The organism is Pseudomonas kitaguniensis (assembly GCF_009296165.1).
GTDB lineage: Bacteria > Pseudomonadota > Gammaproteobacteria > Pseudomonadales > Pseudomonadaceae > Aquipseudomonas > Aquipseudomonas kitaguniensis.
On the sequence record NZ_VUAZ01000122.1, the window covers coordinates 1 to 12,639 of the forward strand.

Annotated in this window: 12 protein-coding genes; 3 read left to right on the forward strand and 9 right to left on the reverse strand. The window is 57.5% G+C overall.

The genetic code is table 11. The features are described from left to right. Positions 1 to 127 precede the first annotated feature (127 nt). From F0169_RS19585 to F0169_RS19605, 5 genes are all read right to left on the reverse strand, one after another. Positions 128 to 943, reverse strand: coding sequence for an OmpA family protein (locus tag F0169_RS19585; protein ID WP_152747385.1), 816 nt, complete (start codon positions 941 to 943; stop codon positions 128 to 130). Further along, positions 940 to 1,302 carry a DUF4398 domain-containing protein gene (locus F0169_RS19590; RefSeq protein ID WP_058412320.1) on the reverse strand — a complete coding sequence of 121 codons (363 nt, stop codon included), beginning with the start codon at positions 1,300 to 1,302 and terminating at the stop codon, positions 940 to 942. Before F0169_RS19590 ends, F0169_RS19585 begins: the two co-directional genes overlap by 4 nt. A gap of 9 nt (positions 1,303 to 1,311) precedes the next feature. Continuing rightward, the gene (locus F0169_RS19595) at positions 1,312 to 2,127 is read right to left on the reverse strand and encodes a substrate-binding periplasmic protein (protein ID WP_152747386.1); all 816 of its coding nucleotides are present in this window, start codon (positions 2,125 to 2,127) and stop codon (positions 1,312 to 1,314) included. Between the two features lie 82 nt (positions 2,128 to 2,209). Continuing rightward, complete coding sequence (locus F0169_RS19600; protein ID WP_152747387.1) at positions 2,210 to 3,139, reverse strand: electron transfer flavoprotein subunit alpha/FixB family protein; 930 nt, start codon at positions 3,137 to 3,139, stop codon at positions 2,210 to 2,212. A gap of 2 nt (positions 3,140 to 3,141) precedes the next feature. Beyond that, positions 3,142 to 3,891 (reverse strand): electron transfer flavoprotein subunit beta/FixA family protein, encoded by a 750-nt coding sequence (locus F0169_RS19605; RefSeq protein WP_152747388.1) that lies wholly within the window; start codon positions 3,889 to 3,891, stop codon positions 3,142 to 3,144. A gap of 534 nt (positions 3,892 to 4,425) precedes the next feature. Here F0169_RS19605 and F0169_RS19610 point away from each other — a divergent pair. Both F0169_RS19610 and F0169_RS19615 read left to right on the forward strand, forming a co-directional pair. Continuing rightward, positions 4,426 to 6,090, forward strand: a complete 1,665-nt coding sequence (locus F0169_RS19610) for a 4Fe-4S dicluster domain-containing protein (RefSeq protein WP_172979487.1) — start codon at positions 4,426 to 4,428, stop codon at positions 6,088 to 6,090. Positions 6,091 to 6,737: 647 nt separating this feature from the next. After that, a complete protein-coding gene (locus F0169_RS19615; RefSeq protein ID WP_152747389.1) occupies positions 6,738 to 7,919 on the forward strand; it encodes an MFS transporter in 1,182 nt (393 codons plus the stop codon). Positions 7,920 to 8,017: 98 nt separating this feature from the next. Here F0169_RS19615 and F0169_RS19620 read toward each other — a convergent pair whose 3' ends face one another. After that, positions 8,018 to 8,908, reverse strand: coding sequence for an AraC family transcriptional regulator (locus F0169_RS19620; protein ID WP_058412326.1), 891 nt, complete (start codon positions 8,906 to 8,908; stop codon positions 8,018 to 8,020). A 222-nt stretch (positions 8,909 to 9,130) separates the two neighbouring features. On the opposite strand from F0169_RS19620, the gene F0169_RS19625 reads away from it, so the two are divergent. Beyond that, the gene (locus tag F0169_RS19625; protein ID WP_058412327.1) at positions 9,131 to 10,183 is read left to right on the forward strand and encodes an NAD(P)-dependent alcohol dehydrogenase; all 1,053 of its coding nucleotides are present in this window, start codon (positions 9,131 to 9,133) and stop codon (positions 10,181 to 10,183) included. Here the strand turns inward: F0169_RS19625 and F0169_RS19630 are convergent, their stop codons facing one another. The 3 genes from F0169_RS19630 to F0169_RS19640 form a co-directional block, all read right to left on the reverse strand. After that, positions 10,184 to 10,987, reverse strand: coding sequence for an IclR family transcriptional regulator (locus tag F0169_RS19630; protein ID WP_152747390.1), 804 nt, complete (start codon positions 10,985 to 10,987; stop codon positions 10,184 to 10,186). A gap of 182 nt (positions 10,988 to 11,169) precedes the next feature. Continuing rightward, positions 11,170 to 12,135 carry an L-arabinose ABC transporter permease AraH gene (araH, locus tag F0169_RS19635; protein ID WP_058412362.1) on the reverse strand — a complete coding sequence of 322 codons (966 nt, stop codon included), beginning with the start codon at positions 12,133 to 12,135 and terminating at the stop codon, positions 11,170 to 11,172. 17 nt (positions 12,136 to 12,152) lie between these two features. Continuing rightward, a partial coding sequence (locus F0169_RS19640; protein WP_152747391.1) for an ATP-binding cassette domain-containing protein occupies positions 12,153 to 12,639 on the reverse strand: 487 nt, incomplete at its 5' end.

Sequence of the window (12,639 nt, forward strand, 5' to 3'; positions counted from 1 at the left end):
AAGCCCCCTCCCACAGTTTTTCTGCACCAGCCCTGAATTTTGTCCTGCATAAGCCCTGCACAGGTCCTGGATGAGCCTTGGATGAGCCCTGCATGATCCCTGCACAGGGCGCGTAACGGGCAGGCTGTTAGCGGGCGGCGCCGAGCTGGCCTTTGGCGTCGGAGAAGACGATTTCGACGCGGCGGTTCTGCGCGCGGCCACGTTCGGAGGCGTTGGCTTCTACCGGGTATTGGTCGCCATAACCTTCGACCTGAATGCGCTTATCGTCGACCCCCAGGTCCATCAGCACGTCGGCCACAGACTGTGCGCGGTCACGTGACAGTTTGAGGTTTTCCTGCTCGCCACCGGTGTTGTCGGTGTAGCCCTCGATGCGCACCACGCGCTTGGGGTTGAGTTGCAGGAACTGCACGATTTTCAACACGGTGCGGTTGGCCGAGTTTTGCAACTGCGCTTCACCGGAGTCGAACAACACATCGCCCAGCGTCATCACCAGGCCGCGATCGGTTTGTGTGGTGGTCAGGCTGGCGATTTGGTCTTCGAGCCATTTGCCCTGCTGTTGCACACTGGCCAGCTTGTTTTCACGCAGGGCCAGTTGCAGGCGCTGACGCTCCAGTTCGAGCTGGCTGCCGCGCTCTGCATTCAAGCCCTGCTGGGTATGTTCGCGGGCAATCGCACTGTAACGCTGGCTCAGGTAGGCGTAATGCACCACGTCGGCGCCGCTGCCCCAATAGCTCGACAGCCGGTCGGCACGCGCCAGCGACTCACCGGCGCGAATCACATCCTTGGGCGCGAAACGCAGCACGTTGGCGTCTTCCTTGACCTTCTGAAAATCACTGCCGGCCTGCTGCAACGCTTGCTCACTGTTCGGCTGGCTGGCGCAACCGCCCAACGCCGCGCTGCCCAACAGCACAGCACAGCTCACACCACGCATGATCGGGCTCATTGCGCTTCTCCCAACTGCAATTGCTTGCGCAGGCGAGTGATGCGCGTGTTGAGCACGTTGAGTTGTTCCTGGCTCTTGCGGGTCAGCACTTGGGCTTCGGCGAGGCGCGCGTCCAACTCGGCTTGTTCGGCCTGCATGCGCGCGTGCTTGTAGGATTGGTCGGCCATGTCGGCCTTGGCCTTGGCGAACTTGTCTTCGGCCAGCTTCAGTTCAGGCGATTCGTCGGTGCTGGCACCCACCGCGTTGGCTTGCTCCAGCGCTTGCTGGGTCAGGCGTACTTGTTCATTCGGCGCAGGATCGGCTGCACATCCCGCCAGAGCGACAACGGCGAGGGCCGCGAAAAGAGGTCGAAGAGTCACTGTAAATCCTTACTTTGCTGGGGTGCCGACGGGTTGCTGCAATTGCGCCTTCCAGCGCTCGAGGTTGCGCTGCGTTGCCGCTTGCGCCACACCGGACGCGTGCAATTCTGTCATCTTTTTCGCCAACTGTCCGCGCAGCCACGGATCGTTGCAGGCCGAGTTGTGCGAAATCGCCAGGTACAAACCGGGCTGATCGACCGGCACGTCGCGCGCGATCAGGTCGTTGCTCATGCCCAGCGTCTGGGCCATGGCCATGCCGGAATAACGCCCGGCCAGCACGTAGTCGACCTCCCCCAGCAGCAGTTTCTGAAAGGCCGGCGTCAAGCTGGGCAGGCGTTGCAGGCTCAACTGCTGGCTGGCAAAGGTTTCAAAATCGGCACTCAAGCGGGCACGCTCCGAGACCGCGCCCTTATGCCCATGCAGGTCGGCGGCCGTGGTGTAGGCCAACGGCGAATCCTTGCGGGTCCATACCCGGTAATCAATCTGCATCAGCGCCGGGTGAATGTAGTCGAGGGTGTCCAGCTCGCCGAGGTTCAGCGGCGCATCGGCGAGAATATCCATGCGCCCGCTGCGCACTTCATCCAGCGCCAGGGAGCGTTTGCCGCCGTAAAGCAGGTCGATTTTCAACCCGAGCTCGCTGGCAATTTGTTGCAACACATCCGCAGTGGCGCCGATCAGGTGCGTCGGGTCTTGCGGGTCACGCCACAACAGCGGCGGCGCGTCGGGGCTGCCGGTGATCACCAGGCGCTCACATTTGCCGGCGGCCAGCGTAACGCTTGGCAGCAGCGTGAGGCCCAGCAGTACGGCCCACGGGCGCAGTTGCATGGCGGTCTCTCCCGAAATCAAAAAAGTGTGCAAAAAAAAGCCCGGTCCAAAGACCGGGCTCTTTATAAGTGAAGCGACTGGATTAGACCAGCTTCTCCAACTCAGGAACGGCTTCGAACAAGTCCGCCACCAGGCCGTAATCGGCTACCTGGAAGATCGGCGCTTCTTCGTCCTTGTTGATCGCGACGATCACTTTGGAGTCTTTCATGCCGGCCAAGTGCTGGATCGCGCCGGAAATACCGACGGCGATGTACAGCTGTGGCGCAACGATTTTGCCGGTCTGGCCGACCTGCATGTCGTTGGGTACAAAACCTGCGTCGACGGCAGCACGCGAAGCGCCGACCGCAGCGCCCAGCTTGTCGGCCAGGGCGTACAGGTGCTTGAAGTTGTCACCGTTCTGCATGCCACGCCCGCCGGAGACGACGATCTTGGCAGCGGTCAGCTCAGGTCGGTCCGACTTGGCCAGCTCTTCGCCGACAAAGCTGGAAGTGCCAGCGTCGTGGGCAGCGGCGACGGCTTCAACGGCAGCCGAACCACCTTCAGCGGCAACCGGGTCGAAACCGGTAGCACGCACGGTGATGACTTTGATCGCGGCAGTCGATTGCACGGTGGCAATCGCGTTACCGGCGTAGATTGGGCGCTTGAAGGTGTCAGCGCTTTCTACCGAAACGATCTCGGAGATCTGGTCAACGTCCAACTGCGCAGCAACGCGTGGCAGGATGTTTTTGCCGTTGGAGGTAGCGGCAGCCAGAATGTGGCTGTAGCCAGCACCCAACTCTGCTACCAGCGGGGCAACGTTTTCCGGCAACTGGTGAGCGTAGGCGGCGTTGTCGGCGGCCAGTACTTTGCTCACACCGGCAATTTTTGCAGCGGCGTCAGCCACGGCGCCAACATCTTGGCCAGCAACCAGCACGTGGATGTCGCCGCCGATTTTAGCGGCAGCGGCCACGGTGTTCAGGGTGGCCGGGGCCAGCACCTTGTTATCGTGTTCGGCGATTACGAGGATAGTCATGATTAGATCACCTTCGCTTCGTTTTTCAGTTTCTCGACCAGTTCAGCCACCGACTTGACCTTGATGCCTGCGCTGCGTGCAGCCGGCGCTTCAACTTTTACGGTCTTGTTGGTGGAGGCGGTGGAAACGCCCAAAGCATCCGGAGTCAGCATTTCGAGAGGCTTCTTCTTGGCTTTCATGATGTTTGGCAGGGACGCGTAGCGCGGCTCGTTCAAACGCAGGTCGGTGGTGACGATGGCCGGCAGTTTCAGCGAAACTGTCTGCGCGCCGCCGTCGATTTCACGGGTCACCGCCACGCTGTCGCCGCTCACTTCAACTTTCGACGCGAAGGTGCCCTGGCCGTAACCGGTCAGTGCAGCCAGCATTTGGCCGGTCTGGTTGTTGTCGCTGTCGATCGCTTGTTTGCCAAGGATCACCAGCTGAGGCTGTTCCTTGTCGACAACCGCTTTGAGCAACTTGGCCACGGCCAGTGAGGTCAGTTCTTCAGCGGACTCAACCAGGATGGCGCGGTCGGCGCCCAATGCCAAGGCGGTACGCAACTGCTCTTGAGCAGTGGCAGGGCCGATGGAAACCACGACGATTTCAGTCGCCACGCCTTTCTCTTTCAGGCGTACGGCTTCTTCCACAGCGATTTCGCAGAAAGGGTTCATCGACATCTTGACGTTAGCGAGGTCGACGCCGGAATTGTCCGCCTTGACGCGAACTTTCACGTTGTAATCGACAACGCGTTTGACAGCTACAAGAACCTTCATGGATTCCTCGTTACTCTCCGGTGAAAAGAAAGTCGCCTAGGCGAACCTGGCGGTTGATGCTCATCGGCACACAAGGGCACCTCCAAAAAAACCGCGGCGGGTGGCCTTGCTCACGGGAAGTGATGACCGTTCGTCAGTGGTGACTGAGAGGTCATTCTTTATCGCGGCGTGTAAACTGCGCGCCATCAATTAAACGCGCGTGACCTGTTTTGCCATTGCCGTGCTTTTGGACGTGCTCTTGAAACCTGCGGTATGCCTACGGTATGCGCAAAACCGACCGTATATTGACCGGAACGCCTATTCTGGTCAATACGCCAAAATAGCCCGTCATAAGCCGCGTTGCTTTGATTTACCTAGCCTGCGGCCAATTCAAACAAACGTTTGTATTGGACGCTGACAGTGGTGTAGATATAATGCTCCACCTAGAGAGAAAGGTGGGTCATCGCCTGCCCCGGATGCAGCGATGACGGACACAACACCGAACCTCCACCCATTAGAAAAAAAGCCTGTTGAGCCTTGAGTAGGAGATAGCCTGTGGAACGCGAATACATGGAATTCGACGTGGTCATCGTCGGCGCTGGCCCGGCAGGCCTGTCTGCCGCCTGCCGACTGAAGCAGAAGGCCGCCGAAGCCGGTAAAGAAATCAGCGTCTGCGTGGTCGAGAAAGGCTCCGAAGTCGGCGCACACATCCTCTCCGGTGCCGTGTTTGAACCGCGCGCCCTGAACGAACTGTTCCCGGACTGGCAAGCACTCGGCGCCCCGCTCAACACGCCCGTGGTGCGCGATGACATTTATGTACTGCGCAGCGCTGACGCCTTCACCAAGGTGCCTGAGTTTTTTGTGCCCAAGACCATGCACAACGAAGGCAACTACATTATTTCCCTGGGCAACCTGTGCCGCTGGCTGGCCCAGCAGGCCGAGAACCTCGGCGTCGAAATTTACCCGGGCTTCGCCGCCCAGGAAGCCTTGTTCGACGAGAACGGCGTGGTGCGCGGGATCATCACCGGCGACCTCGGCGTCGACCGCGAAGGCAATCCAAAAGAAGGCCTGTATACCCCCGGCATGGAACTGCGCGGCAAGTACACGCTGTTCGCCGAAGGTTGCCGTGGGCACATCGGCAAGCAACTGATCGAGCGCTTCAACCTCGCCAGCGACGCAGACGCCCAACACTACGGCATCGGCCTGAAGGAAATCTGGGAAATCGACCCAGCCAAGCACCAACCCGGCCTGGTGGTGCACACCGCCGGTTGGCCGCTGGACATCATGGGCAACGAAAACACCGGTGGCTCGTTCCTGTATCACCTGGAAAACAACCAGGTGGTGGTCGGCCTGATCGTCGACCTGTCCTACAGCAACACCTTTTTGTCGCCGTTCGATGAGTTCCAGCGCCTCAAGCATCACCCGGTGCTGGCCCAATACCTGGAAGGCGGCAAGCGCATCAGCTATGGCGCCCGTGCCATCTGCAAAGGCGGCCTGAACTCGCTGCCGAAGATGGTCTTCAACGGCGGCGCGCTGATCGGTTGCGACCTCGGCACCCTGAACTTCGCCAAGATCAAAGGCAGCCACACCGCGATGAAGTCCGGCATGCTCGCCGCCGACGCCGTGGCCGACCGCCTGCTTGCAGACTCCGAAGGCGGTGATGAACTGACCCATTACGTCGACAGCTTCAAAGCCAGCTGGCTCTACGAAGAACTGTTCGCCAGCCGCAATTTCGGCCCGGCCGTGCACAAGTTCGGCGCGATCATCGGCGGTGGTTTCAACTGGTTCGACCAGAACATCCTCGGCGGCAAAATGCCGTTTACTCTGCACGACACCAAGCCGGATTACGCGTGCCTCAAGCTGGCCAAAGACAGCCAGAAGATCAACTACCCCAAACCTGACGGCAAGCTGAGCTTCGACAAGCTGAGTTCGGTGTTCATCTCCGGCACCAACCACGAAGAAGAGCAACCGTGCCACTTGAAGTTGAAAGACCCGAGCATCCCGATCGGCACCAACTTGCCGCTTTATGATGAACCGGCGCAGCGCTACTGCCCGGCCGGTGTGTATGAAGTGGTCACCAAGGAAGACGGCGAGAAGCGCTTCCAGATCAACGCCCAGAACTGCGTGCACTGCAAGACCTGTGACATCAAGGACCCTTCGCAGAACATCACGTGGGTAACACCGGAAGGCTCGGGCGGGCCGACCTACCCGAATATGTAAGGCTGGTGGTTAAACAAAAGGCTCCCGAATGGGAGCCTTTTTTTTGTGCCCTGCATCGATCAAATACAGATCATTTTGTTAGATTCATGAGTAGGCGACGACAACGGTCAATTTCGCATCACCTAATCATCTCATCACCTAACGTCAGCCCTCCTCCCGTCATTAGATTCAAAAATTCGCCATAAAATATTAAATATTTATTAATAAAATCGTAACAACGCACACATAAATTTTACATACACAAACAACTCAAAACATTTAACAAGCATATCTAAAATAAGAAGTAGGCGGATGTTGGAGCAAAAAAACTCTGCACTTTCAAAAAATCATAGCGCAACAAACGCCACCTGTAAAATTGTATAAACAGACATGTCCATTGACAAACATTCCAGCTTGGATAAATGATCTGCCAGAGATTTATTTGTTATATCCGCAGAATCGCCAGCCTTCTCTACTTTCCACAATAAACGCCTACTGCATAAAAAACTCTATTCCATTTATTAGCGCGGGATACCTTAATGACATCTCTACTGACGGCTCCTCCTACTTCCAGGAAGCTTACCATCGTTTAATCAAAGAGTTGGATTACATGACCAAACACTGAAAGTTGAAATTCAAGATTTCTCTCAAAACGCTGAGTGCACAGCATGCCGACCTCTATATTTCTGATTCACTTCGTAGGCATAGCGGCAGCATGCGTGAGAATGCTGATAGGCGCCTTTTCAGTCATTTACTTGCTGGGCAAAGGCGTGTCGCTGACAGAGATTGGTTTACTCAAGTCTTTTCAAGCAGTGGTTATTGTTTTTATCGACATACCGCTGTCATATCTATCGGATAGATACAGCCGAAAATTCTCGATTTCGCTCAGTCTATTCTGCGCTGCGATCTGGTTGATAACGACAGGATTGAGCCACACGTTTATGGGCTTTATCGTGGCTGAATTCTTTAATGCGCTTTCACTTGGCCTGATTTCAGGCACCTTCAGTGCCTATTTATTTGATGCAAGCCAGAGAGAAAAACCTGGATCAACAGCAGCGAAAATTCTAGCGAGTTATCAGAAAAATCAATTTTTCTTCATGGGTATTTTTTCACTATGCGGCGTTTTTTTGTACAACCTCAATGAACGCCTGGCATGGTTCGTCGCAGGCGGCCTAATGCTCGGAGTCTGGACAGTTTCACTGTATCTGCCCAAAGATGTGAAGTCGCAGAAATCCTCACCCCTCTCCCTAAGCGTATTTTTTTCAGAGGTATCAGGCCTGCTAGGGCAAGACTCAAAGGTCAATAGATTGTTAGTGCTTTGGGTGCTGGCATATGGAGTATCTCTACAGTCTTTAATACAATTCTGGCAGCCCTTGGTCACCTACACATCGACTATTTTTTCTCACTCTACGATTTTAGGGTTTGTATTTTTCGCCATTTTGATGGCACAGGCGCTTTCGGGTAAACTCGTGCAATCTCTGCATGAGAGTGAAGCTTTAGATCGCATTGCTTTGCTGTCTATAGCGCTATCAATCACATTAATGATATTGAGCGCTGACTACACCTTCTTATCCATCCCGTACTTGGTCACCTGCTTTTTTTCAGTCAGTTTATTAAGCGCCTTAGGATTAGCCGCAATCATTCAACGCTCACCCTCACACTTAAGATCAACCTATTTATCAATGCTATCAACCTTCGGCAAACTTTTGATGCTAATAACCATGCCAATCATTGCCTATGTTATGGAAAACAGCGGCGCCTGGATTTTTATTGGAATGATGGCGGTATGCGCTTGTAGCGTACGCTGGCTATTTCATCAAAAAAAACCGGCTGAAATAGCTGTTCAATAGCGCGCAACAGCGGTACCCCATCATTTAATGCCACGAGACGGTCTTTCCAGCGGGCTAAATACGTCAGCGCGGTCAGGCCCTGTTTAGGCAGGCGGCGCCTAAGCAGCGCGCTCTTCGCCGGGGTTGCGCAGGAAGTAACGTTTGTATTCGCGGCTGAACTGCGACGTACTCTGGTACCCGACGCTGTGTGCCGCCTGTGCCACGCTCATGCTTTCTGCCAACAATAACTTCTGCGCCTTGAGCAAACGCAAACGCTTGAGGTACTGCACCGGCGACAACAAGGTGCAGCGCTTGAAATGCTCGTGAAAGGTCGATGCACTCATGTGCGCATAACCCGCGAGGGTTTCGATGTTCAACGGCTCGGCGTAATGCGCGTGCAGGTGGTTCAACGAGGTGGCGATGCGCGAAAACTGCCCCTGCTGCTCCACCAATGCACGCAGCACATCCGCCTGTGGCCCGCGCAAGGCGGTGAACAACAATTCGCGCACCCGCGCCGGGCCCATGATCCGGCTTTCCAGCGGATCGTGCAGGCACTGCAACAGCCGCTCCACGCAGCCGCGCATGGCATTGTCGAGCACCACCGAGCTCATCGATTCAAGGGTCTGCGCTGCGGGCGGCGGGCCTGCCTGAATGCCCATCGCCATGACCAATTCGCCCAGCACCGCGCGGTCAATCCCCACCGCCACGCCATACAGCGGAGCATTAGGCATGGCAAAAGTCTCGCACTCAAAGGGCACCGGCATCGCCTGGATCAAGTAATGCCCCGCGCCATACTCCAGCGTGCGCTGGCCCAAATACGCCACTTTACTGCCTTGGGCGATGATCATCAGGCTGGGTTCGTAAATCTGCGGCCCACGGGCGACGTTGCAACTGGCGCGCAAAACTTGAACCCCCGGCAGGCTGGTCGGGGAAAACCCGTCGCGAGGCGTAAGCCCCTTGACCAAGGAAACCAGGGTGGCGTTGGCGTCGAGATGGCGGGTCAACAACATAAAAGCAGTTCTCGTAAGTTTTCAAATCGCAGCGCCTGCAAGCTTAAAGCTTCAAGCTGCAGGGAGCGCGCTCAGTGTATAGCTTGCAGCTTAAGGCTTGACACTTTTGGCTGCCCTTCGGAGCTTTAGGCATGAGACTCGGAGCAATCGCCATGGCCGCATCCACCCTCGGCGCGGAGAATGCACCGCCTCTGTGATCATTTTCATTTGCGAGGTTTCCCCATGTATACCGCCATCGGTTATGCCGCCAAGTCGGCTACCACTCCCCTCGCCCCCATGTCGTTCGAACGCCGCAGCCCGCGCGCCGATGACGTGGCCATCGAAATCATGTACTGCGGCGTGTGCCACTCCGACATTCACCAGGCGCGCAACGAGTGGGGCATCGCTGTATACCCGCTGATGCCCGGCCACGAAATTGTCGGCAAAGTTACCGCCGTCGGCGCCAACGTCACCGCGCACAAAATCGGCGACCTGGTCGGCGTAGGCTGCATGGTTGACTCATGCCGCACGTGCGACGCCTGCCACGCGGACCTTGAGCAATATTGCCTCGAAGGCCCGACCATGACCTACGCCACCCCGGACCGTGTGGATGGCAGCAACACCATGGGCGGCTACTCCGACAGCATCGTGGTCAGCGAACACTTCGTGGTGAAGATCCCGGCCAAGCTCGACCTGGCCAGCGCTGCGCCGATCCTGTGCGCGGGCATCACCACTTACTCGCCGCTCAAGCACTACGGCGTGAAGCCTGGCGATAAAGTCGGCATCCTCGGCATGGGTGGCCTGGGCCACATGGGCATCAAGTTTGCCAAGGCCATGGGCGCTGAAGTCACGCTGTTCACGCGCTCCGCGAGCAAGGCTGAAGAAGGCATGCGCCAGGGCGCCGATCACGTGATCGTGTCGACCAACGCCGAGCAAATGCGCGATGCTGCCGGGTATTTCGACTTCCTGCTGGACACCATTCCGGTGCAGCACGACCTGAACCCCTACCTCGACGTGCTGCGCTTTGACGGCGTGCATATTCTGGTCGGTTTGATCGAGCCGGTAGACCCGCCGGTCAACGCTGCCAAGCTGGTATTGGGCCGTAAAGTGTTGGCAGGCTCCTTGATCGGTGGCATTGCAGAAACCCAGGAAGTCCTGGATTTCTGCGCCGAGCACGGCATCACCTGCGACATCGAAATGCTCGACATCCGCGAGATCAACGAGGCTTACACCCGCATGATCGCCGGCGATGTGAAGTACCGCTTTGTCATCGACATGGCGACCTTGAAGGCCTGATCAGGCCTTCGCGCCCAACTCCGCCGACAGCCGGGCTGCGACCTGTTTGATCACGGGGATCAGCTCGGCCATTTTGCTCAGCGGCATGTAGGGCACGGTACTGGCGATGCTGATGCCGGCGACGATTCGCCGGCTGGCATCGCGCACCGGTGCTGCCACACAACGGATCGACGGTTCGTTGTCTTCCAGATCGAACGCATACCCGCCCTCTGCGTATTCGCGCATGCGCTGCTCGAACTGCGCCCACGATTGCTCCGGGTGCTGCGGCCACTGCAGGCTTTTTCCGCCCGCAGGCAGGCTGACGTCGTACAGCCGCTGCCACTCCTCAACCGAATCATCCAACAGCAACGCCTTGCCGATACCGGTACGCGCCAGCGGCATGCGATGGCCAACCCGCGAGCGCATTTCCGGGCCATTACGGCCGGGATTTTTGTGCAGGTAGAGCACGTCGTCGTATTCGCGAATCGCCAAGTGGATGGTGTCGCCGGTCAGCGCTGAAAGCTCATCCAGATACGGGATGGCCAAGGTCACCAGCGGCAACTCATCGCGCGCCTGAAACCCCAGCTCGATCAGCTTCGGCCCGAGCAGGTAACCGACTTGCGGCACCACGCGCAAATAACGCTCATCCACCAGGCAACTGGCCAAGCGGTGGGTGGTGCTGCGGGTGGTGCCGATGCGCCGGGCAATCTCTTTCAGATCGCGCGCACCCGCCGCCACCGCTTGCACCACGCCCAGGCCACGCAGCAGGGTTTGGGTGCCGGTGGGCGCGGCGTCTTTGACGGGGATGTGGGCGTTTTCCTGCATATCGAGCCTATTGGGAAGTACGAAAACGGCGCCATTATGGCAAATACCGAACCTCAATACAGCGCAGATCCTAATGTGGGAGGGGGCTTGCTCCCGATAGCGGTGTGTCAGTGTGCACATCTGTCTCTGATAGACCGCCATCGGGAGCAAGCCCCCTCCCACAAGGGACTGTGGTGTTCTTGTTAGCGCTGCTTCATGCGGTCGATGATCACCGCCAGCAACAGGATCGAACCGCGGATCACGTACTGGTAAAAGGTGTCGATATTCTTCAGGTTCATCGCGTTCTCGATGATCGCCAGAATCAGCACCCCGGCGATCACATGGCGGATCATGCCGATGCCGCCGCTCAGCGACACCCCGCCGAGCACGCAAGCCGAGATCACCGTCAGCTCAAAGCCCTGGCCGATCATCGGCTGGCCCGAGGTCATGCGCGAGGCGAGGATCACCCCGGCCAAGGCACCGATCAAACCGTGCACGGCAAAAATGATGATCTTGGTGCGGTCGACATTCACCCCGGCGAGCAACGCCGCTTCCTGGTTACCGCCGATGGCCATGGTGTTGCGCCCGTAGGTGGTGTAGTTGAGCAGCCAGCCGAAGAACATGAAGCACAGCACGGTGATGATAATCGGCACCGGCACGCCCAGCAGTTGGCCGTTGCCGAACACGAAGAACCGCTCGTCCATCACGCCAACGGCTTTGCCGTTGGAGAAGATGTAGGCCAGGCCTCGTACGATCTGCATGGTCGCCAAGGTCGCGATCAACGCATTAATGCGCAGCTTGGCAATCACGATGCCGTTGATCAGCCCCACCACCAGGCCCATGGCCAACGCCGCCGAGACGCCGAGCACCACGCTGTCGGTGTCGCGAATAACAATGCCCGCCACTACGCCGGAGCAGGCAATGACCGAGCCTACCGACAAGTCGAAGTGCCCCGACGCCAGGCAAAACAACATGGTGCAGGCGGCGATGCCCACCGTTGAAATAGCCAGGCCAAGGCCGCGCATGTTCAGCGGTGAGAGGAAGTTGTCGATAAACACTGCGCTGAGCACGAAGATGCCCAACGCGGCGAGCAACATCACCCAATCATCAAGAAACTTGCGCTGGTTAAAACCCGACCAAACGCTTTTTGTAGTTTTTATTTGCGACATCATTCACCTCGAATTCTTCAAGCCCGCGTACGCGGAAGTGCCAATTGCAATAGCCGTGCTTCATCCGCTTGATCGCGGTTCAACTCGCCGGTCAGGGCGCCTTCACTCATCACCAGAATGCGGTCGGAGATGCCCATCACTTCCATCAAGTCGCTGGACACCACGATCACCGCAATGCCGCTGGCCGCCAGGTTATGAATGATTTGGTAGATCTCCGACTTGGCGCCGATGTCGATGCCGCGCGTGGGTTCGTCCAACAGCAACACTTTCATCGGCATCGACAGCCAGCGACCGAGAATGGCCTTTTGCTGGTTGCCGCCCGACAGGTACATGATTTTTTGTTGCGCGTTCGGCGTTTTGACTTTCATCGCCTGAATTTGCTGGTCGGCGTTGCGCTTCTCCCAGCCCTCACGCAACAGCCAGCCAAACGCGGAATGGCTGCCACGTGCACTGATATTGATGTTCTCGGCGACGCTTGCCAGCGGAATAATCCCCTCTTTTTTG